At 72.8% G+C, this 26,723-nt stretch carries 27 protein-coding genes; 7 read left to right on the top strand and 20 right to left on the bottom strand.

Translation table 11 applies throughout. The features are described 5' to 3' along the window. On the bottom strand, positions 1-235 hold a 235-nt coding region (locus tag LZ495_RS42380), incomplete at its 3' end, for an ArsR/SmtB family transcription factor (protein ID WP_235058598.1). A 5-nt stretch (positions 236-240) separates the two neighbouring features. Further along, positions 241-519, bottom strand: coding sequence for a hypothetical protein (locus tag LZ495_RS42375; protein ID WP_235058597.1), 279 nt, complete (start codon positions 517-519; stop codon positions 241-243). A 212-nt stretch (positions 520-731) separates the two neighbouring features. On the opposite strand from LZ495_RS42375, the gene LZ495_RS42370 reads away from it, so the two are divergent. Continuing rightward, positions 732-1,094, top strand: coding sequence for a zinc ribbon domain-containing protein YjdM (locus LZ495_RS42370; protein ID WP_235058596.1), 363 nt, complete (start codon positions 732-734; stop codon positions 1,092-1,094). 228 nt (positions 1,095-1,322) lie between these two features. Here LZ495_RS42370 and ppk2 read toward each other — a convergent pair whose 3' ends face one another. Then, positions 1,323-2,324: a polyphosphate kinase 2 gene (gene ppk2 / locus LZ495_RS42365; RefSeq protein ID WP_235058595.1), complete on the bottom strand. Its 1,002-nt coding sequence runs from the start codon at positions 2,322-2,324 to the stop codon at positions 1,323-1,325. Between the two features lie 318 nt (positions 2,325-2,642). Between ppk2 and LZ495_RS42360 the strand changes: the two genes are divergently transcribed. Both LZ495_RS42360 and LZ495_RS42355 read left to right on the top strand, forming a co-directional pair. Further along, the gene (locus LZ495_RS42360; RefSeq protein WP_235058594.1) at positions 2,643-3,551 is read left to right on the top strand and encodes a universal stress protein; all 909 of its coding nucleotides are present in this window, start codon (positions 2,643-2,645) and stop codon (positions 3,549-3,551) included. Positions 3,552-3,702: 151 nt separating this feature from the next. Next, positions 3,703-4,605, top strand: a complete 903-nt coding sequence (locus tag LZ495_RS42355; protein ID WP_235058593.1) for a universal stress protein — start codon at positions 3,703-3,705, stop codon at positions 4,603-4,605. Between the two features lie 125 nt (positions 4,606-4,730). Here the strand turns inward: LZ495_RS42355 and LZ495_RS42350 are convergent, their stop codons facing one another. Then, positions 4,731-5,063 carry an SHOCT domain-containing protein gene (locus tag LZ495_RS42350; RefSeq protein ID WP_235058592.1) on the bottom strand — a complete coding sequence of 111 codons (333 nt, stop codon included), beginning with the start codon at positions 5,061-5,063 and terminating at the stop codon, positions 4,731-4,733. A 229-nt stretch (positions 5,064-5,292) separates the two neighbouring features. Next, positions 5,293-5,709, bottom strand: coding sequence for an Hsp20/alpha crystallin family protein (locus LZ495_RS42345; RefSeq protein WP_235058591.1), 417 nt, complete (start codon positions 5,707-5,709; stop codon positions 5,293-5,295). A gap of 490 nt (positions 5,710-6,199) precedes the next feature. On the opposite strand from LZ495_RS42345, the gene LZ495_RS42340 reads away from it, so the two are divergent. Next, positions 6,200-6,907: a GerMN domain-containing protein gene (locus tag LZ495_RS42340; RefSeq protein ID WP_235058590.1), complete on the top strand. Its 708-nt coding sequence runs from the start codon at positions 6,200-6,202 to the stop codon at positions 6,905-6,907. On the opposite strand, the gene LZ495_RS42335 is transcribed toward LZ495_RS42340, so the two are convergent. The 9 genes from LZ495_RS42335 to LZ495_RS42295 form a co-directional block, all read right to left on the bottom strand. Further along, positions 6,897-7,541: a hypothetical protein gene (locus LZ495_RS42335; RefSeq protein ID WP_235058589.1), complete on the bottom strand. Its 645-nt coding sequence runs from the start codon at positions 7,539-7,541 to the stop codon at positions 6,897-6,899. The two genes, LZ495_RS42340 and LZ495_RS42335, sit on opposite strands and share 11 nt — an antisense overlap. 155 nt (positions 7,542-7,696) lie before the next feature. Next, complete coding sequence (locus LZ495_RS42330) at positions 7,697-8,401, bottom strand: CBS domain-containing protein (RefSeq protein WP_235058588.1); 705 nt, start codon at positions 8,399-8,401, stop codon at positions 7,697-7,699. Positions 8,402-8,438: 37 nt separating this feature from the next. After that, on the bottom strand, positions 8,439-9,359 hold the full coding sequence (locus tag LZ495_RS42325; RefSeq protein WP_235058587.1) for a universal stress protein: 921 nt from the start codon (positions 9,357-9,359) through the stop codon (positions 8,439-8,441). Positions 9,360-9,425: 66 nt separating this feature from the next. Continuing rightward, a complete protein-coding gene (locus LZ495_RS42320; RefSeq protein WP_235058586.1) occupies positions 9,426-10,340 on the bottom strand; it encodes a universal stress protein in 915 nt (304 codons plus the stop codon). Between the two features lie 55 nt (positions 10,341-10,395). Further along, positions 10,396-11,376: an Acg family FMN-binding oxidoreductase gene (locus LZ495_RS42315; RefSeq protein WP_235058585.1), complete on the bottom strand. Its 981-nt coding sequence runs from the start codon at positions 11,374-11,376 to the stop codon at positions 10,396-10,398. Positions 11,377-11,601: 225 nt separating this feature from the next. Further along, entirely contained in the window at positions 11,602-12,081 is a 480-nt protein-coding gene (locus LZ495_RS42310; RefSeq protein WP_235058584.1) for a universal stress protein, read from the bottom strand. A 158-nt stretch (positions 12,082-12,239) separates the two neighbouring features. Beyond that, positions 12,240-13,661: an MBL fold metallo-hydrolase gene (locus LZ495_RS42305; RefSeq protein ID WP_235058583.1), complete on the bottom strand. Its 1,422-nt coding sequence runs from the start codon at positions 13,659-13,661 to the stop codon at positions 12,240-12,242. Between the two features lie 133 nt (positions 13,662-13,794). Further along, on the bottom strand, positions 13,795-14,658 hold the full coding sequence (locus tag LZ495_RS42300; protein ID WP_235058582.1) for a universal stress protein: 864 nt from the start codon (positions 14,656-14,658) through the stop codon (positions 13,795-13,797). A gap of 32 nt (positions 14,659-14,690) precedes the next feature. Then, positions 14,691-17,402, bottom strand: coding sequence for a bifunctional acetate--CoA ligase family protein/GNAT family N-acetyltransferase (locus LZ495_RS42295; RefSeq protein WP_235058581.1), 2,712 nt, complete (start codon positions 17,400-17,402; stop codon positions 14,691-14,693). A gap of 585 nt (positions 17,403-17,987) precedes the next feature. Between LZ495_RS42295 and LZ495_RS42290 the strand changes: the two genes are divergently transcribed. Beyond that, the gene (locus tag LZ495_RS42290) at positions 17,988-19,430 is read left to right on the top strand and encodes an MBL fold metallo-hydrolase RNA specificity domain-containing protein (RefSeq protein ID WP_235058580.1); all 1,443 of its coding nucleotides are present in this window, start codon (positions 17,988-17,990) and stop codon (positions 19,428-19,430) included. A gap of 44 nt (positions 19,431-19,474) precedes the next feature. Here the strand turns inward: LZ495_RS42290 and LZ495_RS42285 are convergent, their stop codons facing one another. The 4 genes from LZ495_RS42285 to LZ495_RS42270 are packed head-to-tail and all read right to left on the bottom strand — an operon-like array spanning position 19,475 to position 22,942. Beyond that, positions 19,475-20,269: an ABC transporter permease subunit gene (locus LZ495_RS42285; RefSeq protein ID WP_235058579.1), complete on the bottom strand. Its 795-nt coding sequence runs from the start codon at positions 20,267-20,269 to the stop codon at positions 19,475-19,477. Beyond that, positions 20,266-21,159, bottom strand: coding sequence for an ABC transporter ATP-binding protein (locus tag LZ495_RS42280; protein ID WP_235058578.1), 894 nt, complete (start codon positions 21,157-21,159; stop codon positions 20,266-20,268). Before LZ495_RS42280 ends, LZ495_RS42285 begins: the two co-directional genes overlap by 4 nt. Beyond that, on the bottom strand, positions 21,159-21,821 hold the full coding sequence (locus tag LZ495_RS42275) for a DUF4389 domain-containing protein (RefSeq protein ID WP_235058577.1): 663 nt from the start codon (positions 21,819-21,821) through the stop codon (positions 21,159-21,161). The genes LZ495_RS42280 and LZ495_RS42275 overlap by 1 nt, the downstream gene beginning before the upstream one ends. Then, on the bottom strand, positions 21,821-22,942 hold the full coding sequence (locus tag LZ495_RS42270; protein ID WP_235058576.1) for a site-2 protease family protein: 1,122 nt from the start codon (positions 22,940-22,942) through the stop codon (positions 21,821-21,823). The genes LZ495_RS42275 and LZ495_RS42270 overlap by 1 nt, the downstream gene beginning before the upstream one ends. Before the next feature lie 264 nt (positions 22,943-23,206). Here LZ495_RS42270 and LZ495_RS42265 point away from each other — a divergent pair, with 264 nt between their 5' ends. Together LZ495_RS42265 and LZ495_RS42260 are read left to right on the top strand one after the other, a co-directional pair. Next, positions 23,207-23,761 (top strand): flavodoxin domain-containing protein, encoded by a 555-nt coding sequence (locus LZ495_RS42265; RefSeq protein WP_235058575.1) that lies wholly within the window; start codon positions 23,207-23,209, stop codon positions 23,759-23,761. Further along, positions 23,758-24,867, top strand: a complete 1,110-nt coding sequence (locus LZ495_RS42260) for an acetate/propionate family kinase (protein ID WP_235058574.1) — start codon at positions 23,758-23,760, stop codon at positions 24,865-24,867. The genes LZ495_RS42265 and LZ495_RS42260 overlap by 4 nt, the downstream gene beginning before the upstream one ends. 130 nt (positions 24,868-24,997) lie before the next feature. On the opposite strand, the gene LZ495_RS42255 is transcribed toward LZ495_RS42260, so the two are convergent. Together LZ495_RS42255 and LZ495_RS42250 are read right to left on the bottom strand one after the other, a co-directional pair. Next, a complete protein-coding gene (locus tag LZ495_RS42255; protein WP_235058573.1) occupies positions 24,998-26,041 on the bottom strand; it encodes a zinc-dependent alcohol dehydrogenase family protein in 1,044 nt (347 codons plus the stop codon). 106 nt (positions 26,042-26,147) lie between these two features. Continuing rightward, positions 26,148-26,723, bottom strand: a 576-nt coding sequence (locus LZ495_RS42250; protein WP_235058572.1) for a LuxR C-terminal-related transcriptional regulator, incomplete at its 5' end; no start/stop codon positions are given.

Raw genomic sequence — 26,723 nt, 5'->3', positions numbered from 1 at the left:
CGCCGCCGGCGAGCTGGTACACCACGGTCGATCCGTCCCGGGTCGCGGTGACGATGCCCGAACGGCGCAGCACCGCGAGCTGCTGGGACAGGTTCGACGGCTCGACCTCGATCGCCGCGAGCAGATCGCGCACCGGCATCGAACCGTCCTGCAGCAGCTCCAGAACCCGGATGCGCACCGGATGGCCCAGCATGCGGAAGAACTCCGCCTTCGCCTGGTACAGCGGAACCGGCATGGTCCTCACGCCCTTTCCGCGTCGCTCTCACCCGCAGGTGCGGCGTCCGCGGTCGGCGGGTCCGCCACGACCACACCGTTCACGCGCGCCATCGCCAGCGCGTCCTCCAACTCGTCCACGGCTTCCCGCACCGCGGAGCCGTTCCGGCTTGCGGCTGCCTCCGCGAGGTCCTCCCGGGCGCGCAGCACCCGATCCCGTACCGCAGCGGCCGACACGTCCGCCGCATCCTCGACGCCCACGCTGTGGAACCACCCTCCCGCGGCGTCCTGGCGCACGCCCGTCATCGCACTGCTTCCAGGCCGATCCGGTGCCGCCCGCGCGCCCGATGAACGCGGCCGACTGCGCGTACCCAAGGCCGGACAACCCTCACAGCCCATCGGGCAGCCCTTCTGAAGACGCGCACAATGCATGATGTAGCAAATTGAAGAATCTTTCAATTGCTCATGTTGGATACCCGGCGTCAGGGCGCACCGGTGTGTCCCAGTAGCCTGGCCCGGTGAACGAGAACCTCCCGCCCTGCCCCCAGTGCTCCTGCGCGTACACCTACGAGATGAACGCCCTGGTGGTGTGCCCGGAGTGCGGGCACGAGTGGGTGCCCGCCGAAGCCGGCGCGGACGGCCGGGACTCCGACCGCGACGGCCGGGTGGTGAAGGACTCGGTGGGCAACGTCCTGCAGGACGGCGACACGGTGGTCGTGGTCAAGGCCCTCAAGGTCAAGGGCAGCCCCTCGGGCATCAAGGCCGGTACCAAGGTCCGCAACATCCGCCTGGTCGACGGTGTGGACGGGCACGACATCGACTGCAAGGTCGACGGCTTCGGCGCGATGCAGCTCAAGTCGAGCGTGGTCAAGAAGGCCTGACCCGCTGGGATCGAGGGATCGCAGGACCGAATCCTGTCGTCCCGACCGGTAATTGCCCAGGCCGCTTGGCGGCCACCGCACTGGTAGACACGGCCTCGGCGGACGGAGGACTTCTTAAGTCGCCTTCGTACGGCTACTGGGTCTGACCTTGGTCGTCGAGGAGCCCGCCGAGTTGCCGGTGGCGGTGGATCCGGTCGGTCGCTGCCGGCTGCCGCTGATTCCCGGGCGTCATCGCCGATGTGGTGCGGACTGCGAGCCTCCGGCAGGGGCCGCCGCGGCCAGGATACGTGCCTCGCGTTCGCCCGATTCGAACAACTGCGATGCGGGGCCCGCGATGCGCGTGTCCGGGCGGCCCACGATCTCGGGGTTCTTTCCGTCGTAGGCGAAGCGGTCGAGGACGAAGCGCATGGCCTCGATTCGGGCCCGCTTCTTGTCGTTGCTCTTGACCACGGTCCACGGCGCATCGGCGGTGTCGGTGTGGAAGAACATCAGTTCCTTCGCCTCGGTGTAGGCGTCCCACTTGTCGAGTGAGGCCAGGTCGACCGGGCTGAGTTTCCACTGCCGGACGGGGTCGATCTGCCGGACGGCGAAGCGGCGGCGCTGCTCGCCGCGGGAGACGGAGAACCAGAACTTCACCAGGTGGACGCCGTCCCGGACGAGCATGCGTTCGAAGTCCGGCGCCTGCCGCAGGAATTCGACGTATTCCCGAGGCGTGCAGAAGCCCATGACCCGCTCGACGCCGGCCCGGTTGTACCAGGAGCGGTCGAACATGACGATCTCGCCTGCTGCGGGCAAGTGGGCCACGTAGCGCTGGAAGTACCACTGGGTGCGTTCCCGCTCGGTCGGCTTCTCCAGCGCGACGACGCGCGCGCCGCGGGGGTTCAGGTGCTCGGTGAAGCGTTTGATCGTGCCCCCCTTGCCGGCTGCGTCGCGGCCCTCGAAGACGATCACGAGACGGTTGCCGGTGGCCTTGACCCAGGACTGCAGTTTCAGCAGCTCGATCTGCAGGTCCCGCTTGGCGGTCTCGTAGTCGCGGCGGGCCAGCTTGCGGCTGTACGGGTAGTCCTCGCGCCAGGTCTGCACCGGACGGCCGTCCGGGCGCAGCAGCGCGGGGTCGTCGTCGCCGCCCTTCCGCACGACGAACCCGTCCAGGGCCGACCCGCCGAGGCGTGCGCCGGCCGCCAGGGATTCGTCGTCGCCAGGCACGGACACGACCTCAGGAATCGGCATGGCGCCCCTTCGCGGCCGGACCGTGGTCCGCCGACTACTCGCTACAGAAAAGCTGTTGCTGCGGATCCGCGGCCAGCATCGCACGGGCATCCCGGCAGCCGGAATGCCGGCGGGTGCGCGTCGCTCGCGGGGCGTGGCAACCCGGAGACGCAGCCGATCGCGAATCTGCGGACGGGCTTCCGGTAGGTGCCAGGTCGCAGGGCCGTTCGGCCCGGCGGGCTGAGGAGTCCGGCTCTGCCGCTCGGTTCCGGAGGCGGGGAGATTGGCCGGAGCAGCCGGATCGAGCCGCGATCCGATCGGACCCTGGGGAGTTTGACCATGGCGACCACACCGGCCCAGCCCACCGGGCACGTCATCGCCGGCGTCGACGGATCGGCTTCCGCGCGCGATGCGGTCGACTGGGCCGCGGACGAAGCCGCGCTGCGCGGCACCACGCTCGAACTGCTGCACGCGTGGCGGCCCAAGGCCTTCGAACGCAAGGACTGGTACGGCGAACTGCTCGCGGACGCGGGCGTCGAGTTGCTGAGGGCGAACGCCGCGCGAGCCCGCGAACGCCACCCCGGACTCACTGTCGTCACCGAGATCGTCCGCGGCCACGCCGCATCGGTACTGGTGGAGGCCTCGAAGCGGGCCGGCCTGCTCGTCCTCGGCCACCGCGGGCTGGGCGGAGTCGACGGCCTGCACATCGGTTCGGTCGGCCTGAACGTCGCTGCGCACGCCGCATGCCCCCTGCTCATCGCACGGACGGCCGCCGGATCCTCCTCGGGCGCCGGTACACCGGCCCGCCCCCGCGGTCCGGTGCTGGTCGGCCTGGCGGACGCATCGTGCGCCCCCGCGCTCCATGCGGCCTGCGACGAGGCCGCCTTGCGCGGTCTGCCGGTGCGTGCGGTCCACGCATGGAATCTGCCGCTGGTCCCCACGATGGCCGGCGTCCCCACGCCCTTCGTCCTTCCGGCCGAGACCGTCGAGGTCGACCGCAAGCAGAGCAAGGGAATGGTCGACGACGAGGCTGCGGCCTTGCACGCCGCATACCCGGACCTCGAGATCACCGCGGACATCCTGATCGGCGAAGCCGGGTGGGTCCTGATCGATGCGTCCGAGCAGGCGTCGCTGACCGTTCTCGCCACGCACCGCCGCCCCGGACGCCTCGGCTTCGCTCTGGGCCCGGTCACCCACGCGCTCGTCGCTCACGCGCGTTCCGCGGTGCTGCTGGTCCCCGTCGGCTGACGAGGACGACGGATCCCGGAACGGCCGGCACCACGGCGGCAGGCCCGCTGCCATGCCCGGGGGCCGATCGGCCCTGGGCACGGCGGCTCCCGCAGGGCATGGTCGGAAGCAAGGCCGGCACCTGTGCGGCTGTTCACGGAAGGGGCGTGCCATGCCCGAGAACGATGGCCGGGACAGCGGAGAAAAGTCGCTGGTCGTCGGTGTCGAAGACACCGCGGCAGGGCGGCTCGCCGTCGCTTGGGCGGCCGACGAGGCTGCCCGGCGCCACTTGCCGTTGCGCCTGGTCCATGCGCTCGGTGGAGCTGACGGCATGGGCCGCGAGTCCGCGGCGCCGACCGAGCAGACCCGGGTGTCGGGCCCCCGTATCGCCGGGGAGCACGCTGTGGACGCGGCGCGAGCCGTGGCACACGGTCGGCAACCTGGTCTGCTGGTCCAGGACGAAATCTCCGACGGGTCACCTGAACAGGTTCTGCGGGCGGCCGCGAGTGATGCGGCCATGGTCGTGCTCGGCTCGCGACGGCGATCCGCAGCACGCGAACTACTGACATCGGGCAGCATCGCCGCCCCGGTGGCGGCGCACGTCTCCTGCCCCGTCGCGGTCATCCGGCACGCCGAGCACACCCTGCTCGACCCGCCGAAGATTGTCGTCGGCGTAGACGGCTCCGCAAACTCCGAACCCGCGCTGGCCTGGGCGTTCGACGAGGCAGCCCGCCGCGGAGCGGCCGTCCTCGCGGTCCGCTCGTGCCCGATGCCGCTCACGCCGGTGGCGGCGGCCATGACCGACGGGGCGGTCTCCCGGGTCCGGGCCGAGCTGCGGCACCAACTGCTCGCCTGGCAAAAGAAGTACCCGACCGTCGACGCCCGGTCGCTGACCCGATATGGGCATCCCGTGCCCATGCTCGTCGAGGCGTCCGGGGACGCGCTGTGCCTCGTGGTCGGGACCTACGGCCTCGGCGGCTTCGAGCGCCTGCTGCTCGGCTCGGTCAGCCGCAAGCTCATCCACCATGCCCCGTGTCCCCTGGTCATCGTGCCGGGGGAAGCGGCCGCCGGCTGACACCGCCGCCGGCCCGGCGCAGTGCGGAACTCCGGGACGGATCCGCATGCGGCGCCGCGCGCAGGCGCGGCACGGCGCCCGGTGCCGGACGCCGTGCCGCGCTTCCGTCGTCGAGACCTGCCTGGTCAATCGCCCGTGCCGCGGCGTCGGCCCAGGTGGGCGAGAGTGTCGTGGTACTCGTCCGCGCTGATCTCACCGCGTGCGAACCGCATGGCGACGACGTCTTCGGGCCGGTTCGCGTCCTTGCGGGGCCGGTCGTCCGCGGAGCGCGCACGATGGTCGGCCAGGGTGACGATCCACCACACCAGCAGCGCGAGAAGTGCGAACCACACGGTCATGGCAATGGGGCCCACGACCCACATCCATCCAGCGCCGTCACCCCACATGTGTCCGTTGTCGCCGCGGTGCGCCGGGACTGCCGAGACCGCGGTGTAGGCAGTTGTCGGGAAGCCGGTCATTGCACTCACCTCCGAGGTTCCTGACGCCAGGATGCGCTGTCCCAAAGGCCCGGCACAGGGCCGAAGTACCCCTTTCCGGAGCCGGCTCTCCAGATCGATTCCTCGGCCGGCGCAGGACTGTTGCGGCGCCCACGGGGCGGGGGCCGCCTTCGATAAGGCGGCCCCCGCCCCGTGGTGCGTTGCGTCGCGGCGACCCGGGCCGCGGGGCAGTGCCGTGGCACCGTCCGGGCTACTCCGCCTTGCGGACCTTGATCGCCTTGGCGTCGCGCTTGCGCTCGTCGAAGGGCACGGTGATGGTGAGGACGCCGCCCTTGTAGTCGGCGGTGGCCTTGTCGCCGTGGGCTCCTTGAGGGAGTCGGACGCTGCGGGTGAAGGCGCCGTAGCGGAATTCGCTGCGGTGCTTGCCGGTGCTCTGGGACTGGCGCACGGCGTGCATCGTGAGCATGTCTCCGGCGACCGTCAGCTCCAGGTCCTTGTCCGGGTCGATGCCGGGGATCTCGGCGCGGACGGTGTATTTGCCGTCCCCCATCGATTCCTCGATGCGCATGCCGTGGGCGTCGGTCCCGACCGGGAGGCCGAGTTCGATCCAGTCGATGAGTTCGGGGAATCCGGACCAGATGGTCCGGCGTGCGGGTGCGTTGCTCATGGTTCCTGCTCCTCTCCGCCCGCCTTCCGGGCACCGCCAACATCGCGCAGCGGTGCGGTGCCGGGCAGGGCCGTTCGGCCCTGCCGCACGGGTCCGTTGCGGGCGGACTCTCCAGAGAGCAGCAGCAGTTGCCCGGCATGAACCCGGAGCGCGCATCTCAAGGAGGCATGACATGGCGACGTCGAAGGCCGGCAACGGTCGGCGGATCAGGGCGGTTTCGGTCGCGGCTGCCATCCTGATGGCGCCGGTCCTGCCGGCCACGGCATGCGGGTCCGGCGCCAAGCCCGGTGCGGCGCCGACCGGTTCGGCGGCACGTACCGGCAGCGGTTCGCCGTCGCCGACCGGCGGGGCGGCCGGCGGCGCATCCGGCACGGCAAGCGGCCGCGCGCCGAGTCCGCACCCGACGCCCACGGGCACAGCGGCAACCGTCCCGCAGCCCACGACCGGATGCGGCGCGTGTCCGTTGCCCGGTGGCTCCTCCGGGGCGCGCGTGACGGTGTCCGTGTACTTCCTCCACGGCGAGAAGGTCTCGCCAGGGCACCGCCTGGCCACCGGCCCCGCCACCGCGGGCGCAGTAATGCGTCAGTTGCTGGCCGGGCCGAACACCGTCGAAGCGGCCGCCGGACGCACGAGCACGATTCCCGCAGGCACCGCGTTGCTGGATCTGGACATCGAAGGCGGCCTGGCCACTGTCGATTTGTCGGGCCGGTTCGCGTCCGGCGGAGGGACGCTCTCGATGCGTGCACGCCTCGCACAGGTCCTCTTCACGCTCACCAGGTTCCAAGATGTGCACTCAGTGGCATTCCGCCTGGACGGCAGGCCCGCGACGGTGCTCGGCGGGGAGGGCATCGTGGTCGACCATCCGCTCACCCGAGCCCAGTTCGAGGATCTCGCGCCTGCCGTCCTGATCGAGGCACCGGCGGTCGGCGGCCGCGCGGACGGCGTGCTGCGCGTCGAGGGATCGGCGAACACCTTCGAGGCCGTGTTCGGCCTGACCGTGACCGACTCGGCCGGCCGCGTACTCGTCGTTCAGCGGGTCATGGCCTCCTCGGGTACGGGAACCCGCGGTACGTTCGACGTCACGCTGCGCTACAGTGCGCCGACCGGGGGATCCGGAACGCTGACTGCCTTCCACTACTCCGCCAAGGACGGGAGACGGGTTGTCGTCGACACCGTCCCGGTGGTCTTCAGCGGGTGAACTCCGCGTGGTGGACGGTGACCGGGGTGTACGGCCAAGCCGGGGTGAACGCCGCCATGGCCATCCGGACCGCGCTGCGGACCCGAGGGTACGTGGTGGCGCACGGTGCCGCAGCGACGGTGACGTCGACGACGACGGTGTGCCCACGCAGTTCGAGATCCACGGCGATCGGCGGCGGTTCGGACAGGCCGGCAAGGGCGGTCCGGGCGGCTCGTGTGACGGCGCGTCGTGCGGTGGGGCCGACCGGCGACAGCGCAGTGTCGCACGCCGAGGCGAGCCGGTGGGGCCGGCAGATGGCGTCGGCCCGGAGCAGCATGCTGTTCGTGGCGTCGGTCGGGCCGCAGACGACCAAGGGGATGCCTGCCAAGAGCGCGCACATCGCCCCTTGTTCGCGCGAGGTCTCCGGTCCGTGGGCGGAACGCACGTCGACGACGAGGTCGACGTCCGCGGTGGTGAGCGGGCACCGGCCCCCAGGCCGCCAGGCCATGCACCGTGCGTCGGACGGCGACGCCGGGTCGTGCACGGGATGGCAGCGGTGGATGCGGTGGCCTGACGCGGCGAGTCCGTCCGCGGAGGCGTCGCAGTCGCCGGGGGCGGCCTCGGTGACGAGGATGGTGAGTCCGTGGTGCCGCATGCGTCCTCCAGATCGGGCGGGGCGCCCTCGTACATGGCCGCCACCCTCGCGGTTGCCGCAGGGCCCCGCACAGAGCCGAACGGCCCGCCGGAAGCGGGCCGTTCGGGGGATGGCGCAGCTGGTGTGGCGCGTGTGGCGCGGCGATGGCGCGCCGGTCACAGACGGCGGCCGGGCCGCGGCGGGACGTCGGAGGCGCTCAGCTTGGTGTCGTCGATCGTGTAGGTGAGGTGGTCGTGGACCTGGACGACGCCGTCCACGCCTCGGCACATGCGGGCCAGGATGCGGGTCAGGGTCTTGTTCTCCAGTTCCCCTTCCAGGTGGACGACGCCGTCGGAGACGCGGACCGTGATTGTGGCCGGGTCGACCCACAGGTCGCGGCGGACCACGTCGTCGACGATCTCCTCGCGGATGGCGTCGTCGGCCCGCAGGAACACGCGCAGGAGGTCGCATCGGCTGACGATGCCGCACAGTTGCCCGCGGTCGGTGACCGGGAGGCGTTTGACGCCGTGCTGCTCCATGGCGCGGGCGGCCTGGCCGACCGTGGCAGTCCGCTCGATGGTGACGGCCGGCGCGCTCATCAGGTCGCCGGCGCTCTCGCCTTCGGCCTTGCTCCTGGCGGCGCGCGCACCGCGGCGGGTGTGCACACTGATCGGCAGGCGCGCGGGGCCTTCGCTGTCGGCCTCCTTGCGCAGCAGGTCGGCCTCCGAGACGACGCCGACCACGATCTTGTCCTGATCGAGGACGGGCACGGCACTGACCCGGTGTTCGCCGAGGACGCGGACGATCTCCTTGAACGGGGTGTCGGTGTGGACGGTGACCACCTCGGTGGTCATCAGGGCGTCCACGCGGCGGTGTTGCACGGGAGCCTCCTTCGGCTGCTTGCGGTGGGCGGTGCGGTCAGTCGACGGGGACGAGCAGGACGGGGGCGTGCGCGTGGTGCAGCAGCGCGTGGGTGACCGGTCCGAGGTGGCGCCCGACCCGTCCCTCGCGGTGGCGAGTGGCGATGACGACCATCGAGGCGCCCTTCGACGCCTCGACCATGGCGTGCGCGCGGCGGCGGTTGACGACGTCCTCGTCGACGAGGACGTCCTTGTAGTGGTCGCGGACTTCGGACAACGTCCGGGACAGGATCGCCTCGCCGTTCTGCTGGCAGGTGCGGATGGCCTCGGCGGTGGGACCGGGCTGGGCGGCGACCCCGTAGACCGGCAGGTCCGGGAACGACCAGGCGTGCACCGCGTGCAGGCGCTGCTTGCGCGCGGCTGCCTCGGCGAAGGCCGCTTCCACGGCGGGCCGGCACCACTCGCCGGAGACGCCGACCACGACGGGACGCGTGTCGATGCGGAAGTAGTCCTCGTCGAACGGCGGCTGTGCACTGCCGTCCGTGCCGGACCGCACGACCAGCAGCGGGCCGCGGCCTTCGGCGGCGACGGCGCGGCCGACCGAGCCGAGCAGCAGGCCGGCGAAGCCGCCGCGGCCGCGGTTGCCCATGACCAGCAGGCCGGCGCGTTCGGCTGCCCCGGTCAGAATGTCCGCGGCCTGGCCGTGCTCGACCGTGGTGGTGACCTTCACTTCCGGGCGGCGTCGCCGGGCGCGCTCGGCGGCCGCCTGCACCGTCTCGGTGCCCTGGTTGTGCAGGATGAAGCCGTACCATTCGCTGGCCTCGTAGGCCTTCCACTCCCAGGCGTGCAGTATCTCCAGGTCGACGCCGCGGAGCGCGGCCTCGTCCGCGGCCCAGTCGACCGCGTTGTCGGCGGCCGGCGAGCCGTCGACGGCGACGACCACATGCCCGCGGGCCTTGGGTGCATTCTGCTCGGTCATCATGGACTCCCTTGGGAATATGGGGACTTGATCTCCACGAATCCTCCCGGTGGGCTTGCGCGAAGGTCAGGGCCGTTCGGCCCGGGTACGCGTGCCGTTCGGGGCAACCGGGACCACGAGCACCGGGCAGGCCGTGCGGTGCAGGGCCGCGCGGGTGACCGCGCCGATGTGCATCCCGGGCCCCGGAGGGCGCTGCCGCGCGGCCAGGACCAGCAGTTCGGCCTTCTCGGAAGCGCCGACCAGCACTCGGACGGCGGAGTCGCGGACCACGACCTCGTCGACACCGACGCCCGGTTCGACGTGGCGGGCGTCCGCGACGATCGCGGCGAGCCGGGCCCGGGCTTGCGCTCGGGCACCGGCGATGGCCGCCGCACCCGCTGCCGAGAACGCTCCGGAGTGCGACGTCAGCGGCATGTGCCACGCGTGCAGGGCCCGCAGCCGCGTCCCGCGCAGTGCCGCCTCCTGCAAGGCGGTCTCGACCGCCGGTACGCACGCGGAACCGGCCACTCCGACGACGACCGGCCCTGGACGGGGGCGCGATCCCGGAACCGGTGCGCCGTCCGGAACGACGAGAACCGGGCAGCACGAGCGGGCGACCAGCGAACACCCCACGGACCCGAACACGAGCCCGGAGACCGGGCCCAGCCCGCGGCTGCCGATCACGACCAGCGCCGCGTCGGCGGCGGCGTCGAGGAGGGCTCCGGCAGGCGTGGCCCGTACCACGGTGCGCTCCAGCTCCAGCCCCGGCACCGCGTCCAGCGCCTCCTGAGCGGCGGTGTCCACGATTGCGTGCGCGGGTGCATATGCGGCAGGGCCCGACCGGTACTCGTGCCGGGCCGGGTCGGCGGCGTGCAGCACTTGGAGCGGCACCGCGCGTCGTGCGGCTTCGTGCGCCGCGTGGCGGACCGCACGAGTCGAGGACTCCGATCCGTCGACGCCGACCACGACGTGCTTGGAGAGGTGCCGAATGCGGCGGTCCATCACAGTCACTCCTTGAACGGTGGGCAGATAGCGGCGGGTCTTGCGGTGTCGCCGGTCAGGCGCGTCGGCCCGGCCCCAGGACGTCGGTCAGCGGCCGTCGCGGCGTCGGAGGTACGTCCCCGCCCATGCCGAGCCGGATCACCATCTGCGCGGTGCCGTAGTGCTTGGCGTCCGAGCCGACCTCCTCGCGCAGTTCCGGGTTTTCCAAGGGCTGGTTCGCGAAGGAGGCGGCCACGCCGTACCGGGTGCCGGTCACCAGGACGCGCATCAGCGCCTGGCCGGCGGTCAGCCAGTCCTCGGCCGTGTCGCCCCGCGATTCCAGCACCGCGATGGTCGGGTGCGCCTCGAATTCGACGGCTCCTCGCCCTGCCGGGTCCCGTCCTACGGCGAGGTCGCGCACCGCGCCGGTCGGGTTCTGCGGGGTCGGCCCGAGGCTCCGGCCGGGCACCCCGTCGCGGCGGTGCACCGCGTCCGGCGGGTCGACCCAGCGGGCCCGCTCGGCGCGCAGGTGTTCCTCCTCCAGGCCGGTCGCCTCGCGGATCAGGGTGAGCAGGTGCTCGTACGCCGGCTCGCGTTCGACGATCCGGAGCCACGTGCCCTCGTCGCGGGCCGCGTCGCGCAGTTCCTCGAGGATCAGCGTCGGGATCGGCGTGGGCCGGAACGGCGCGCGGTTGGTGCGGCGGCTGGGCAGGCTCCAGTAGAGCGTCTCGAACCGCGGGTCGGCGGCTGCGTCGGCGACCCGCACACGCGCGACGAACAGCGGCTCCTCCTTGTCGGGGAGCAGGTCGACCTCGGTGCCCAGACCGAGCGAGGCAAAGGCGAGTCGGGTGGCGAACACCGCTGCGCCGCAGGCGATGTGCGCCTCGCGGGCCTCCGGGTCGCCGAACGGCAGCGTCCGGTCGGAGTCGAGATGGACTTCCAGGGCGCCGCCGTCCCAGCGGAACCACCACGGCTGCGTGTTGTGCTTGGACGGCGCCGAAGTCGCGGCGCGCAGGATGCGTTCGCGCTGCTTCGGGGTGAGCGGGTTGTTCGTCATGGCGCACCTCCGGTGACCACAGGCGGTCCCGGAGGACCGTTGCGTACTCTCAGGGTCGGCCCGGAAGCCCGGCGCCCCCAGGGGCGACGGGCCCGGGCACGGGGGTCGAACGGCCCGGCCGGAGGTACGGTTTCGCAGACGTGCGTGGGGGCGCGCCCTTGTCGGCTGTCGCCCGCCGCGGGCGGCAGGTCCGTCGGTCGGGTAGGCCGACGCAAGGCCGGGCAGCTATACGGCGTTGCCTGTCGGCTGCGGCAGCGCCCTTGGTCCGTCGGCTGCGGACGGCAGCCGGGGTGCGGCGACAGTGACCACCGGGCATGCGGCGCGCCGGACACACGCACGGGTGACCGGCCCGAGAGCGGGTTCAGCGGCTTGGTCCCGGCAGCGGCGGCCGAGCACCAGCAAGTCGGCGCCGGCCGCGTGTTCCAGGAGCGTCGGAACCGCCGGCCCCTGGGCTGCGACGGCTCGTACGGCGACATCGGGCATCAGGCTGAGCGCGGATTCGACGGCCCTCTTGAGGAGGTGGTGGGCCTCGGCTTCCTGGAACTCGTGGTGTCCGCGTGCGCACGGCGGTGCGTACGGCGCGCGGTCGGCCTGTGCCGGTTGCCAGGCGTGGACGACGACGAGTTCGGCACCGCGCAACAGGGCTTCCCGAGCTGCCCAGGCCAGGACGGGCGGATCGGTGTCCGAGCCGTCGACTCCCGCCACGATTTGCGGCCGTGAGGGAAGTTCGCGTCGCTCGGCGCCGGGCTGGGGGAGCGGTCCGCTGCTGTGCCGGGCCTGCTGCGACGGTCGTGTGCGAAGGGGGTTCATGTCCGCCTCCGGGGTGGGACCGCCGGGCCCCGCGGACCCGGCGGGATGATCGCCTACCGGCCGAGGACTGCGTCCCCGGCCAGGATCTCGGCGTTCCAGTCGAGCGTGTTGCGGATGCGGTCGCGCAGTGCCACGCGGGCGCCGGGGCTGCCGTGCACGACGTAGGTCATGTTCGGTTCGGTACCGCGGCCGAGCCATTCGATGATCTCGCCCGCGTCGGCGTGGGTGGTCATGCCGGGCAGCCGGGCGATCTCGGCGCGCACCGGCACGATGTCCTTGCCGATGCGTACCTCGGTCGCGCCGCGGGCGAGCGCATGAGCGGCGGTTCCCACCGGTGAACGCCCTTGCAGCAGAACGGCGTTGCGCGGGTCGGGCAGCAGTTCGCGCAGGTGCCGGGCGGCGCGGCCGCCGTCGCCGTGATGAGGGCCGGCCACCACGATGCCGCCGCCCGAACCGGACGGGTGGGCGCCAGGGCGGGCCCCGCGCACCTCGGTGAGGACGCCGACGTCGAGCGCCCCGAAGCCGGCGTCGAGGACGGCGTCGTGGAGTTCGGGATCGCGGGCCAGCAGCGCATCGCGCCAGACGCCGACGGACTCCAGACCGGTGGGCCCGTCGAAGCACACGGTCACTCCGTCGGGGAGGCACCCGACGCGGCGCAGCCGCGCGAGTTCGAACAGCACGGTGGCGATGTGGTCGACCGGGCCGGCCGGCACCAGGACGGTACCGCCCTGATCGAGGGTGGTGAACACGGTGTGCGCGAGGTGGTCGCGGTCGTCGGACGCGGCGCGGCGGCCTTCTCCGTACGCCGCCTCGACCAGCACCGTGTCGGCGTGCGTGAAGGGCTCCGGGTGGCGCAGGAGCGGGTGGCCGTGCCGTCCGAGGTCGCCGCTGACCGCCAGGGTTCCGGCCGCGCCGAGATCGAAGTGCACCCAAGCCGATCCGAGCGCGTGGCCGGCGCGGTGCAGGGTGCACGAGACGCCGGGCGCGATGACCGCGGGGTCGCCGAACTCACGGCCGATGCCCAGCGCCGCGACCGTCGCGGCGATGGCGGCCGGATCGTCGTCCGGGAGGGCCGGGCCGGGGCCGGTACGGGTGGCGGCGCGTTCTGCGGCGGCTGCGGGGCCTTCGTTCTCCTGCCGGGTCAGCAGCGCATCGCGCAGCCCGATGTCGGCCATGCGCAGGGTGTACGGCGTGGCGATCAGCACACCGGTGAAGCCGTTGTGCGCCAAGGCCGCGAGCCCGTCGGCATGTTGGGGATGCGCGTGAGTCAGGACCACGGCGTCCAGCGTGGACGCGTCGAACGCGGCCAGCGCTGGGGAAGCGCCGCAGTCCACGAGCACACGGGCATGGCCGGTGTCGACCAGGACACTCGTTCCGGCACCACCGAGCGGGGACAACGTCACGCGGGCACCGGCGTTGCCGCGTGCCTGCGCGCTGGGCTTCGGCACCGGGTCCGAGCCGATGGTGTTGGACATTGGGGGGCTCCTCGTCAAGCAGTGCCGGTAGGCCTTCACCGTCAGCGTGCCGCCGCCGGGCCGCACGCACATGGGCCGAACGACCCAGTGGGGCAGGCCCGGAGGCCCGCCCGACTGTCGGCCGCGACCGCGTTCAGAAGGGCACCACGGCGACCGGGCTCGCCGCGTGCAGGAGGACCGCGTGCGCGACCGGCCCGAGCCTCAGGCCCAGTGAGGTACCGGATGCGCGGCGTCCCACGACGGTGAGCACGGCGTCCGCGGAGGCTGCGACCAGGGCGGCCGCAGGAGCATCGAGCGAGGCGGACCGCACCACGTCGACCTGCGGATATTTGTCCGACCATCCGGCTGCGGCCTCCGCGAGCGCGCGGGCGGCACGTGCCTCGATCTCGGCCACGGTGAACACCGGATCACCATGCGACGTCCAGGTCTCAGGACTCCGGCCATGGATGATCCGCAGGACGGCGTCCGGCCGCGCAGCCGCCTCCTCGAACGCGAACTCCAGCACCGGGTCCGCGGGGGCGAGCGCGTCCACGCCGACCACCACGTCGCGCACGGCTGCGGGTTCGTCGACCGGAAGTGTCTCGCGGACGACGACCACAGGGCAGTGGGCAGTCGCTGCCGCGGTCAGGCTCGCCGAGCCGAGCAGCAAGCTGCGGAATCCGCCGCGCCCCCGCGACCCGAGAACGACCATCGCCGCACCTTCGCTCTCCGTCGCGAGCGCGGATCCGACCCGGTCGCACGCGTCGACCCCGGTGATGTCGAGACCCTGGCGGTAGGCGTGTGCCCGCACTTCCGCATCGTCCAGGATCCTGCGGCTCTCGGCGTGCCCGGCCGTCCGGCCGCCCGGGATGGGCAGCGGCAGCCAGGCATGGACGATCCGCAGCGCGAGCCCGCGCCGCCCGGCTTCGTCGGCGGCCCAGCGCAGCGCCTCGTCGGCGTTCGTGGAGCCGTCGACTCCGACCGTGATGAGCGGCGGTCCGGAATTCTGCCTGTTCATGACGGTCTCCGTGGTCTCAGGTGCGGCCGGAATCAGCGCACACGGGGCAAGTAGGGGTCCTGTGCGCGGCGCGGGGCGACGCGGATGCGGGCGTCGACGACGGTGACGCCGTCGGGTGTGGCGATCGCGGGATTGAGGTCGAGCTCGCATACCTGCGGCAAATCGTCGGCGAGGCGCGACACGCGGTGGAGCAGGTCCTCGACGGCCGCGGTATCGCACGGCGGAGTGCCGCGGCGCCCGTACAGCGGCTTGGCCGCACGCGAGCCGGTGAGCAGGTCCTTGGCGTCCAGGTCGGTGAGCGGCGTCAGCCGGGCGCCGTGGTCGTCGAGCAGGTCGACGCTGGTTCCGCCGAGGCCGAACAGGACCAGCGGACCCAGGACTTCGTCCTGATCGACACCGACGATCAACTCGACGCCGGGTGCGGCCATCGGCTGGAGGGTCGCGCCCTGCATGAGGGGGCCGAGCCGGTGGGCGAGGTCGGTGTAGGCGGCCTGGATGGCGTCGTCGCCGACCAGGCCGAGGCGTACACCGCCGACGTCGGTCTTGTGCGGGAGTTCGGGGCCGTACGCCTTGAGCGCAACGGTTCCTGATGGCGAAAGCGGCGCCAGTTCGCGCGCGGCGCGCACGGCAGCGTCGGCGTCGGCGGCCAACTGCCATGGCGCCTGCGGGATCCCGTAGCCGTCCAGCACCGCGGCGCACTGGTCCGGCGGCAGCCATCCGCCACCGGGATGCGCCGCGAGGTACGCGTCCACAGCGTCGCGGGCCACGGCTGCGTCGATGCCGCCGAGCTTGGGGACGAAGCCGCGCGGCCGGGTCAGCCACACCGAGCGGTCATGCGCGTGGGCGAGCGCGACGGCGGCGGTACGGGTGTCGGAGAACACCGGGAGGCGCCCGTGCCACGCGGGCACCAGGTCGACGGCTTCGGCGCGTTCGGGGGCGACGACGGCGATGGGGACGCCGCGGACTGCCGAGCCGCGGGTCAGGTCGCCGAGCGGATCGCCGAGCGCGGTGGGAGCCAGGGCCAGCAGCACGGCGCCGACGTGGCCGGTCGAGGCGATGAGGTCGATCGCGCGGCGCAGCGCCTCGCCGGGCACGTTCGCGGTCGCGTCCACCGGATTGGCGCAACTGGCCCCGTCCGGAAGCAGATCGCGCAAGTGCTTCTCGATCTCCGCGCCGAGATACGGCACGGTCAGGCCGGCATCGGCGCACGCATCCGCGGCAAGCACGCCCAGGCCGCCGGCGTTCCCGATCACCGCGACGGAGCGACGCCGGGGCAGCGGTTGCGCGTACATCAGCGCGGCAGCGGCCACCAGATCGCCCAGCGAGCGGGTCGCGGTGACTCCGGCCTGGCGGAACAGCGCCTCGCGGGCGATAGTCGGGGTGACGGCGGCGGCCGTGTGCGACACGGCGGCGCGGCGAGCGGACGCCGAGCGCCCGGCGTCGACGGTCAGCACGGGGATGGCCCGTCCGGTGCGACGCGCTATCCGGGAGAACTTGCGCGGGTTGCCGAAGGACTCCAGGTGCAGAATGGCCAGTTCGGTGCGCGGGTCGGTCTCGAACCACTGCAGCATGTCGTTGCCGCTGACGTCGTATTTGTCGCCGAGCGACGCGAATGTCGAGACGCCGATGCCCAGCCGGCCGAGCTGGCGCAGCAGCGCGATCCCGACACCGCCGGACTGCACCGCGACACCTGCCTGGCCGGGCACCGGCTCGACCCCGGCGAACGTCGCGGTGAACGGTGTACGGCCGCCGGTGTCCGCGATTCCGACCCCGTTGGGGCCGACCATCCGCATGCCGTACCGGTGGCAGCTGCCGCGCACACTCCGCGCCTGCTCGGGGGTGAATCCGGCGGTGACCACGACCAGACCGGAGACCCCGGCCTGCCCGCATTCCTCGACCAGTTGCGGAACGGCACCGGCGGGCACGGCGACCACGACGAGGGGGGCCCGGGGGGGTTGGGGGGGGGGGGGCTCCCCGGGCCCCCCCCCCCCCCCCGCCGCCTCGCTCGGATGCAGCACGAACAGGCCATCGCCCCAGCCCGAGCGCACCAGGTCGGCCAGGATCACCCGGCCGACCGAGTCCGGCCGCCGGCCCGCCCCGGCCACCGCGACCGTGGTCGGACGGAACAGCGGCAGCAGGCTCGCCACGTCGGCGCTTCGCTCGCGCAGGCCCATCGCGGCGAGGAATTCCTCACGCCCCGGATCGTCGACGGGCAGATCGAGCGGGATGACCGCGGTCACCACACCGGTCTCCGCCTTGCGGTGCAGCGGCAGGCCCATGTCCTGGAGCACCCGCAGCATCGGGCGGTTCTCGGCCAGCACCTCGGCCGTCCAACTGCGTACCCCCTGGGCGCGTGCGACGTCGATCAGGTGCTCGATCAGCAGGGTCCCCACGCCGCGGTGGTGCCAGTCTTCGGCGACCGTCACCGCCAACTCCGCTTCGCCGGGCGCCGTCACGTAGTACTCCGCGACCCCGACCGCCCTGCCACCGCGCCACGCGACCAGCGCGCCGCCTTCGGCCGCCGGCATGCCGCACACCCGCTGCGCGGTCTCGGCGGCCGCGCGGCGCGAGGTGCCGAAGAACCGCATATGCAGGCTGCCTGCCGACAGTGCATCGAACAGGGCGCGGATCGCCGGTTCGTCGGAGGCCTGCGGTGGGGCGAGGCGCAGCATCGTGCCGTCGGCGGCGAGCGCGTGGCGCTGGTCCGCGGGCGGAGCAGAGGGAGCGGGTTCGGTCGCGGTCATGACGGGGATTCCTTCCCGGCGGAGAGGAGCGCGCGGGCCGGGCCCGCGGCAAGGCGTTCAGCGGGGGGCGCCGGCTTCGTCGTCGCCCCCGGGGACGACGATCACCGGGCTGGTCGCATGTGGCGGCACCCCTCTCCGGTAGCGGCGAGCGGAGACCGGCGCTGCGCCGGCGTCCGCTTCGACACTCCCTCCGAAGGGCGGCGCCGGGGCAGGGCCGTTAGGCCCACCGGCCCGGGCCCGGAGGCCCGGGTCGGTCGCGGGAGGCGCGCGGTCGGGCACACCTTGGCAAGGCGCCGCCTGCGCGTGTCCGGGCGGGCAGTGCGGCCCGGGCGGGTGGGCCGTTGGGCCCTGACCTTCTCCGCCACGTGGTGATGGGCTTGATGGCACGGACAAACCCGGCGCCGTTGCCAAGGCGCTGATGGATCCCCCGGAGCACGTCATGCGTCGCATCCAGATCACCAAAAAGATCGTCCGTACTCGTCCCCGGCCCCCGTTGGACCTGCGCACGCCGTCCGGACGACTACTCCCGTACTGAGCACGCACGCTTCGGCGACACAGCCGGACGCATCCAGGAGTGCCCGGACCATGAAGGAGAACTCGATGACCGGCAACGGCGGCCGCACGGCGACGTCCCGTCCCCGTGCGGCCTTGCTGACCTTTCTCGGCGGCACCGGAACGGTGACCGGCAGCAAGTTCATGGTCGAGTCCGACCACGCCCGCGTCCTCGTCGACTGCGGGCTGTTCCAGGGCCTGGCCGAGTTGCGCCGCCGAAACTGGAAGCCGCTGCCTCTGGACGCCGAGGACGTCGACGCCGTCGTGCTCACGCACGCGCACCTCGACCACTGCGGATACCTGCCCCGGCTCGTCCGGGAGGGATTCCGCGGCCGAGTGGCCTGCACACCGAACACCGCGCGGCTCGCCGAGCTCGTGCTGCGCGACAGCGCGCGGCTGCTCGCGGAAGAAGCCGAGCACGCGAACCGCAACGGCTGGTCCCGGCACCACCCGGCGGAACCGCTCTACGAGGACAAGGACGTCGACCGGGCCCTGGCCTTGTTCGACCCCGCTCCGGTCGGGACGGACGTCGCCGTCGCCCCGCGCACTACGCTTCGGCTGCACCACGGCGGCCACATCCTCGGATCGGCCTGGGCGCACCTGACCTTCGAGGACGGCGGCACCCTCGCGGCGAGTGGCGACCTGGGGCGCCCGGTCCACCCGCTGCTCCGCCCGCCGGAGCCCTTCTCCGGCGCCGACGTGCTTTTGCTGGAGTCGACGTATGGCAACCGCCACCACGACGACACCGCGGCCCGGAACCGCTTCGGCGACAGCATCGTTGCCACCCTCGCGCGCGGCGGGACCGTGCTGATCCCCGCGTTCGCGGTCGACCGGACCGAAGTGGTCCTGCACGAACTCGCCGAACTGCGCCGTTCCGGTCGCCTTCCGGCTTCCGTGCCCGTGTACGTCGACAGCCCCATGGCCCTTGCCGCACTGCGGATCTACCAGGACGCCTTCGCCGACCACGCCCCTGAACTCCGGCCCGACCTGGACGAACTGGGTTCCGGCGCCCTCGAGTCCGCGCCGTTCACCCCGATCCGGTCGCCCCGGGAATCCGCGGAGATCCGCAGGTCCAACGGGCCTTGCGTCATCGTCTCGGCGTCCGGCATGGCCACCGGCGGGCGCGTGGTCCGGCACCTGCGCAACCTGCTGCCCGACCCGCGCAACACGATCCTGATCGTCGGGTTCGCCGCGGCCGGGACCCGCGCCCGCGACCTGGTCGACGGGGCACGCACCTTGAAGATGTACGGCACGTACGTCCCGGTCCGCGCGCACGTGGCCAACGTGCCGGCCTTCTCCGCACACGCCGACGCCGACGAGACCCTCGCCTGGCTGCGCGACGCGCCCGCTCCCCACACGGTCTACCTCGTCCATGGCGAACCGGACGGCTCCCAGGCCTTGCGCGACCGCATCGACCGCGAACTCGGCTGGACCGCCGTCGTCCCGCGCCTGGGCGAACGCGTCCTGGTGCGCTGAGGACGGCCCGTACCCCGCGACGGGGATGGCGCTGCCCCGAGCCGTCAGGGCGCGTGCACGTCCCGACGGTCGAACGCGGCTATGGCGACGGCCGCGAGGACGGCGGCCAAGCCGAGTGGTCCGGTGTAGCGCCACCACTCCGGGGCCGACGTCAGCGGTCCGCCGCCGAGTGCCCAGTCCCATGGTGACAGGTACTGCACGCTCCGCCAGCTCTCCCGCATGGGGAACAGCACGGACGCCACGTAGCCGGCCACGCCGAGTCCGACGCCGGTGCCCACGGCCGCGGCAGGATGGCAGACGAAGGCTGCCGTGCAGACCGAAGCAGTGGCGCACACCAGGGCGTTCACCGTGCACAGGGCCACCGTCGCGGCCAGGTGGCCGGTCGGCATGTCGAGGTCGAAGGCGGCGTTCGACGCGAGCTGCACCGCCAGGACGACGGTGCCCAGAGCGGTGAGCCACGCCGCGGTCACGAGCAGGCGGCCGGCCAGCACGCCCGTCCGGCCGACCGGCTGGGCCAGCAGCAGCTCGTACCTGCCCCCGTCCTCGTCGCGGGCGGTCAGCGCGGTGGCCACGGATGCTCCGGCGATGGCCATGAGCAACGGCACCATGAGCGTGTACAGGCGCCACAAGTATCCGGCCGGTGAGCCGAGGTCGCCGAGGCCGAGGGCTTCCACCAGCGGTGCGGGCATTCCTTCGGCGAGCGCGGTCATACCGTCGTTGTCCCGGAAGGCGGGCCAGAACGCGGTGTTCAGTACGAGCAGTGCAGTCAGCGCGGCCGACCAGGCCGCGAGGGGTCGGGTGACGCGCCGGGCGGGCCCGGCCAGGAGTATCGCCTTCACAGAGTCGCCTCCTTGCGGTCGTCGTAGAGGCCGCGGAACGCGTCGTCGAGGTCCGGCTCGGCGATGTCCACGGCGGTCACGTCGGCGCGTGCGAGCGCGGCCAGCAGCGGCCCGGGCGGCCCTGACAGGCGGGCGCGGACGTGCTGTCCGTCCACCGCCAGGTCGGTGACGCCGGGCACGGCGGCCAGGTCGGGCGGCGGTCCGGCGAAGACCGCCTCGACGCGTTGCGCGGCGCGGCCGCGCAGGTCGGCGACCGTGCCTTCGGCGATGATCCGGCCTTGGCGCAGGATCACCGCCCGGTCGGCGGTCCGCTGGACCTCGGCCAGGACGTGGGACGACAGCAGGACGGCTGTGCCGCGGCCCTTCGCTTCGCGGACCAACTCGCGGAACGTCTGCTGGAGCAGCGGGTCGAGCCCGCTGGTCGGCTCGTCGAGGATGAGCAGGTCGGCGCGTGTCATGAACGCGGCGATCAGGGCGACCTTGCGGCGGTTCCCGGTCGACAGCGTCTTGGCGGGGCGGTGCGGGTCCAGGCCGAGGCGGCCGACCAGTTCGGCGCGCCGGACGGGGTCGCAGTCGCCGCGCAACCGGGCCACCTCGTGCAGCAGTTCGTGCGCGGTCGCGCGCGGCGGCAGGCGGAGCTCCCCGGGGACGTAGGCGACGCGGCGCCGGGCCCGCACGCCGCCGCGCCGGGCGTCCTCGCCGAACAGGCGCAGTGTCCCCGCGGTCGGGCGGATGAGGTCGAGCAGGCAGCGGATGGCCGTGGTCTTGCCGGCCCCGTTCGGCCCGAGGAATCCCACGATTTCACCGGGGAGGACGTCGAGGTCGATGCCGCACACGGCCCGGACCTCGCCGAAGGACTTGGCGAGCCCGCGGACTTCGACGGGATTCATCACGCGGTCCCCGGTTCCCGGGAGCCTTGGTCGAGGCGGAACGGCGGGTACGCGTCGGTCATCAGCGCGGCGTACGCGACGACTCGCCACGTCCAGCGGTTCAGACCCATCGCGAAGTCGAACAGGCCCCGCGGGTAGCGGCCGGTGAACAGCAGGGCGACCGCGGCGATGAGGACGAGGCAGGTGAGCAGGCCGGGGCCGCGCCAGTACCCGTAGGTGAAGGCCACGACCACGAGGTAGTGCGGGATCGCGAGCAGCCACCATTTGACCAGGACCAGGCCGCGGGAGAGCCGTTCGGGGTAGGCGATGTCGAGCCGTGCCGGGTAGTCAGGCTCGGCACCGAGGCTGAAGGGCGGGTAGCGGTCGGTGGCGAGTGCGTCGTAGCCGTAGAACAGGACGCGCCAGGTCCAGCGCAGCACGCCGACGTTGAAGTCGAACATCCTGCGCGGGTAGCGCTCGGTGAACAGGATCGCGAAGAACGCCGCGACGCTGACCAGGACGAACGCGATCCACAGGAACACCAGGACGACGATGTGCGGCACGAGCAGCAGCCACTTGACCAGCCAGAGCCAGCGCGACAGTTCGGACTGGAGATCGCCTTCGACACGCACCGGGCCGGCCGCGGAGGCCGTGAGCGGCTCATTCGGGGTCGTCGCGGACATCACAGCTTCCTTTCACGCAGGGGCGCCTGCTGCAGCACCCGGTTGATGTCGTCGCCGGTGACCATGCCGACCAGGCGGCCCTCCTGCGCGACGAACACGGTCACCGGCCCGCCTTGCAGTGCGGCCAGCGCATGGCCGGCCGGCTCCTCGGGGGCGAGGGCAGCGGGGACCGGCAGAACCAGGGCAGCTGCCCGGGTGGAGCGGCGCAGCGGCTCGGGGACGGCGCCCAGGAGGCCGAGCGTCACCGCACCGACCGGTACGGCGTCGATGTCGAGTACGGGGAACACCGTCTGGCGCGAGGTGAGGGCCACCCGGTCGGCGGCGGCGACGCTGCTCCAGGAGGCGATGGTGTCCGGGTGCGGCGTCATGATCTGGGCGACGGTCAGGCCCGCGAGCGACGTCGTCAATGCGCCCTGCTGCGCCTCGGCCCGGGCAGCGACGACCACGAACCAGCCCACCAGCACGAACCACAGTCCGTCCATGACGACGCCGAAGAACACCAGCAGGACACCGAGGATCAGGAACGCCCAGCCGAGCCGCCGCCCGGCCTCCGCGGCGGAGCCGGCCGCCCGTACGCGGTCGCCGGTGCGCCGCCAGACGAGGGCCCGCAGCACACGGCCGCCGTCCAACGGTGCCCCGGGCAGCAGGTTGAAGACCCCGAGGACGAGGTTCACCACACCCGTCCACATCAGGGTCAGCGTCAGCAGGCCCGGCGCCCCGCCGGCCTGCGCCGTGAACGCCGCGACGGTGGCCGTGGCACCGATCACCAGGCTCGTCGCCGGTCCGGCGATCGCCACACGCAGGTCGGTCCGCCAGTCCGCCGGTTCGTCCTGCAACTCGGCGACACCGCCCAGGAGCCACAGCGTCACGGACTTGACCCGGATACCGTGCCGCCGGGCCACGACGGCGTGCGCCGCTTCGTGCGCGAGCAGCGAGCCCAGGAAGACCGCCCCGGTGGGTATTGCGACCGCCCACACCGCCGCGGTGGACGGGTCGCCCGCTGCTGTCGGCAGGACCCGCAACGCCAGCACGGTGACGATGAGCACGAGCATCGCAAGGGCGGACCAGTGGACTCCGATCGGGATGCCCTTGACCCGGACCAAGCGGATCGACTGCCTCATCTTCGGCTCCCGGAACAGGCGCGGACCGGGGAGTCCGGTGCCGCGCGGCGGAACGGCGGATCGCCGTACTTCACGGTGGCCGCCTGCCGCTCCGGTGCATCAGGGCCGACCGGCCCTGTCGCAGGGGCCGCCCGCCCCGACGGGGCCGACGGGAGGCAGCAGCGGTACCGCGCCGGGGCAGGGCGGGTCGTCGGGGGCCGAACGGCCCTGGGCGGCGGGCCGTGACCGGACGAGTGTGAAGAGCGAGGCCTTTGGAGGTGGACCATGTCCGTTCTCGTCACTTACGCGACCTGCCACGGGTCCACTCGGTCGATCGCCGAGCGGATCGCCACCCGGCTTGCCGAATGCGGCCTTCGCGTGGACCTGCTGGATGTCGCCGACGCCGCGCACGTGGAGCGCTACGACGCCGTGGTCGCGGGCAGCGCGATCCACAACGGCGACTGGCTGCCCGACGGCGCCGAGTTCCTGCACCGGCACGCACTGCTGCTGGCCACGCGGCCGCTGTGGCTGTTCAGCGTCGGGATGGCCCCGGCCGGGCGCGGCCGGCGCGGCCGCTGGTTCGCCGCGCACACACGCGTTCCGCACGCGGTCGACGCCGACGCCGAACTGCTGAACATGCGGGACCTGCACTCCTTCGCCGGGGTTCTGGAACCCGCGCACATCACGCCGCGCATCCGCCCGTTCATGTGGTTGTTCGGCGGCCGGTTCGGGGACTTCCGGAATTGGCCGGAGGTCGACGCGTGGGCCGACGGCATCGGCGAGGCGCTGGCCGCCGAGCGCGTTCCGCAGCGGCCCCACCCGGGGCGGGCCGCCTCGTGACGGCCGCCGAGCGTGTGCTGGTGGTCAACGCCGGTTCGTCCAGCGTGAAGCTGTCGGTGCTCCGCCCCGACGGGACCGCGGTGTGCCGCGCCGACATCCACTGCCCTGACCTGGTTCCGCCCGGTGCAATCGCGGAGTTCGTGCGCGGCGCGGGCCGGATCGACGCCGTGGGCCACCGCGTCGTGCACGGGGGAGCGGACTTCGCAGGTCCCGTGCGTGTCACGCCTTCGGTCGTGGGCCGGATCGCCGCCCTTGCCCCGCTGGCCCCGCTGCATCAGGGGCGGGCGCTTGCCGCGATCGATGCGGTCCGCGAAGTGCTCGCCGAAATCCCGGCCGTGGCCTGCTTCGACACCGCATTCCACAGGACGCTGCCGACCGAGGCGGCCACCTACGCGTTGCCGGCCGCTTGGCGGGACAAGTGGGGGCTGCGCCGCTACGGCTTCCACGGCCTGTCACACGCCTATGCCGCGCGCCGCGCCGCCGAACTGACCGGCCTTGCCCCGGCTTCTGCCCGGGTCGTCACCTGCCACCTGGGGGCCGGAGCCTCACTGTGCGCGGTGCGGGGCGGTGTCTCGGTGGATACGACAATGGGCTTCACCCCGAACGAAGGCCTGGTGATGGCCACCCGCTCGGGGGACGTGGACCCGGGACTGCTGGTCTGGCTGCTCCGGCACGGCATCGGACCGGACGAGCTCGACGACGCCCTGGAACACCACTCGGGGCTTGCCGCGCTGGCCGGCCATGGCGGCGACATGCGGGCGATCCGCGCGGCCGCGGAAAGCGGGGACGAGGCAGCCGCGACGGCCCGGACGATATACGCGTACCGCGTCGCCACCCGCATCGCGTCGATGGCCGCCGCACTCGAAGGCTTGGATGCGCTGGTGTTCACCGGCGGCGTTGGTGAACACGATGCTCCGCTGCGCGCCGCGGCCGCTGCCCGCCTTCGCTTCATCGGCGTTGCCCTCGATGCACAGGCCAATGCCGGGCCGTGCCTGGATGCTGACATCTCCGGTGAATCGGCTGCGGTACGCACCCTCGTGGTGACGGCACGCGAGGACGTGGAGATCGCGGCCCAGACGCTGCGCGTGCTTGCCGCGGAGACGTGACCACCCCGCCGCCTCATCCTGTTCCGTTGCCCGTTTTGTTGCCCAGGGCCGTTGCCCCGACCTGCGGGCAGCGCGCATCGGGCCCCGCCGTGCAGCGGCGGGGCCCGATGCGCTTCCGTGGCTGTTCCGGTCAGCCGCGGAAGAGCACCACCTTCAGCGCGCCGGTCTCGCCGGCCCGGGAGAAGACGTCGTAGGCGTCCTGCATCTCGTCGAGGCCGAAGCGGTGGGTGACCAGGCCGGCGGTGTCGAGGCGGCCAGCCGCCAGCATGTCGAGGAGCCTCGGGGTGCTGCTGGTGTCGACGAGGCCGGTGGTGATGGTGACGTTCCTGATCCACAGGTCCTCGAGGTGCAGCGTCGCGGGCCGCCCGTGCACGCCGACGTTGGCGACGTGCCCGCCGGGGCGCACCAGGCGCGTGCACATCTCGAACGCCTCGGGGACGCCGACCGCTTCGATGACGGCGTGCGCGCCGAAGCCGTCGCCGGTGAGTGCACGCACGGCTTCCTCGGGGGCCTGGTCCGGAGTCAGCGTGACGTCCGCGCCGAAGCGCTTGGCTGCGTCCAGACGGCCGGTGTCCGGGTCGATGACGACGATGCTCGCCGGGGTGTAAAGCCGGGCCGTGATCACCGCGGCGAGGCCGATCGGGCCGGCGCCGACGATGGCCACGGTGTCGCCCGGGCCGACGTTGCCGTTGCGCACGCCGACTTCGTACGAGGTGGGCAGGATGTCGGCGAGCAGCACGGCGGCTTCGTCGCTCACACCGGCCGGCAGCTTGTGGAGCGACATGTCGGCGAACGGGATGCGGACCATCTCCGCCTGGGTGCCGTCCACCCGGTGCCCGAGGATCCAGCCGCCCCCGCCGGTGCACTGGCCGTACGCGGCGGCGCGGCAGTAGCGGCACCGCCCGCACGCCGAGATGCAGGAGACGAGCACGCGGTCGCCGGGCCGGACGGTGCGCACCCCGGCGCCGACCTCCAGGACGGTCCCGACGGCCTCGTGGCCGAGGACGCGTCCGGGCTCGACCTCGGGGACGTCGCCCTTGAGGATGTGCAGATCGGTGCCGCAGATGGTGACCGCGTCGACGCGGACGACGGCGTCCTCGGCGTCGACGACAGCCGGGTCCGGGACGTCCTCCCAGCTGCGGCGCCCGGTTCCGTGGTAGGTCAGGGCCTTCATGGGGATCACTCCGTTCGCGGCGGGACGTTCGGGTCGTGCTTCGAGCGTCCTGCGGAAGGAGCGGGGGCCACAGGGCCGTTCGGCCCGTCGGAGCGGTCCGGTCGGGTCAGCCGGTGCCGTGGGTCTTGTCCTGCTGGACTTCGGTGGCGAATACGGCGGCTTGGACGCGGCGTTCGAGGCCGAGTTTGTTCAGCAGGGCGGAGACGTAGTTCTTGACGGTCTTCTCGGCGAGGTCCATCTTCTCGGCGATCTGGCGGTTGGTCAGGCCCTGGGTGACGAAGCCGAGGACTTCGCGTTCGCGGGCGGACAGGTCGGCCAGGCGCGGGTCGACGGTGTTGCCGGTGCGGACGCGGTCGAGGACCTTGGCGGTGATGACCGGGTCGAGGAGCGACTGGCCGGCGGCGACGCGGCGGACGCCGTCGACGAGGTCGTTGCCGCGGATCTGCTTGAGGACGTAGCCGGCCGCGCCGGCCATGATCGCGGCGAAGAGGGCGTCCTCGTCGTCGTACGAGGTCAGGATCAGCGCCTGGATGTGCGGGAACCGCGAGCGGACCTCGCGGCAGACGTCGATGCCGCTGCCGTCGGGGAGCCGGCCGTCCAGGATCGCGACGTCGGGGTCGAGGGCCGGGATGCGGCGGACGGCCTCCTGCGCGGAGCCGGATTCGCCGACGACCTCGATGTC

Source organism: Yinghuangia soli (genome assembly GCF_021502675.1).
In the GTDB taxonomy this organism is placed as follows: Bacteria; Actinomycetota; Actinomycetes; order Streptomycetales; family Streptomycetaceae; genus Yinghuangia; species Yinghuangia soli.
This window is presented reverse-complemented; position numbering and strand designations above follow the sequence as displayed.

Coding starts and splice junctions, on each gene's coding strand:
- LZ495_RS42295 (WP_235058581.1), bottom strand. CDS start 17,402: ATGACCGCGACCGAACCCGCTCCCTCTGCTCCGCCCGCGGACCAGCGC.
- LZ495_RS42335 (WP_235058589.1), bottom strand. CDS start 7,541: ATGCGGCACCACGGACTCACCATCCTCGTCACCGAGGCCGCCCCCGGC.
- LZ495_RS42320 (WP_235058586.1), bottom strand. CDS start 10,340: ATGGACCGCCGCATTCGGCACCTCTCCAAGCACGTCGTGGTCGGCGTC.
- ppk2 (WP_235058595.1), bottom strand. CDS start 2,324: ATGCCGATTCCTGAGGTCGTGTCCGTGCCTGGCGACGACGAATCCCTG.
- LZ495_RS42355 (WP_235058593.1), top strand. CDS start 3,703: ATGCCCGAGAACGATGGCCGGGACAGCGGAGAAAAGTCGCTGGTCGTC.
- LZ495_RS42345 (WP_235058591.1), bottom strand. CDS start 5,709: ATGAGCAACGCACCCGCACGCCGGACCATCTGGTCCGGATTCCCCGAA.
- LZ495_RS42325 (WP_235058587.1), bottom strand. CDS start 9,359: ATGACCGAGCAGAATGCACCCAAGGCCCGCGGGCATGTGGTCGTCGCC.
- LZ495_RS42280 (WP_235058578.1), bottom strand. CDS start 21,159: ATGAATCCCGTCGAAGTCCGCGGGCTCGCCAAGTCCTTCGGCGAGGTC.
- LZ495_RS42275 (WP_235058577.1), bottom strand. CDS start 21,821: ATGTCCGCGACGACCCCGAATGAGCCGCTCACGGCCTCCGCGGCCGGC.
- LZ495_RS42300 (WP_235058582.1), bottom strand. CDS start 14,658: ATGAACAGGCAGAATTCCGGACCGCCGCTCATCACGGTCGGAGTCGAC.
- LZ495_RS42350 (WP_235058592.1), bottom strand. CDS start 5,063: ATGACCGGCTTCCCGACAACTGCCTACACCGCGGTCTCGGCAGTCCCG.
- LZ495_RS42360 (WP_235058594.1), top strand. CDS start 2,643: ATGGCGACCACACCGGCCCAGCCCACCGGGCACGTCATCGCCGGCGTC.
- LZ495_RS42375 (WP_235058597.1), bottom strand. CDS start 519: ATGACGGGCGTGCGCCAGGACGCCGCGGGAGGGTGGTTCCACAGCGTG.
- LZ495_RS42270 (WP_235058576.1), bottom strand. CDS start 22,942: ATGAGGCAGTCGATCCGCTTGGTCCGGGTCAAGGGCATCCCGATCGGA.
- LZ495_RS42290 (WP_235058580.1), top strand. CDS start 17,988: ATGAAGGAGAACTCGATGACCGGCAACGGCGGCCGCACGGCGACGTCC.
- LZ495_RS42305 (WP_235058583.1), bottom strand. CDS start 13,661: ATGTCCAACACCATCGGCTCGGACCCGGTGCCGAAGCCCAGCGCGCAG.
- LZ495_RS42265 (WP_235058575.1), top strand. CDS start 23,207: ATGTCCGTTCTCGTCACTTACGCGACCTGCCACGGGTCCACTCGGTCG.
- LZ495_RS42315 (WP_235058585.1), bottom strand. CDS start 11,376: ATGACGAACAACCCGCTCACCCCGAAGCAGCGCGAACGCATCCTGCGC.
- LZ495_RS42255 (WP_235058573.1), bottom strand. CDS start 26,041: ATGAAGGCCCTGACCTACCACGGAACCGGGCGCCGCAGCTGGGAGGAC.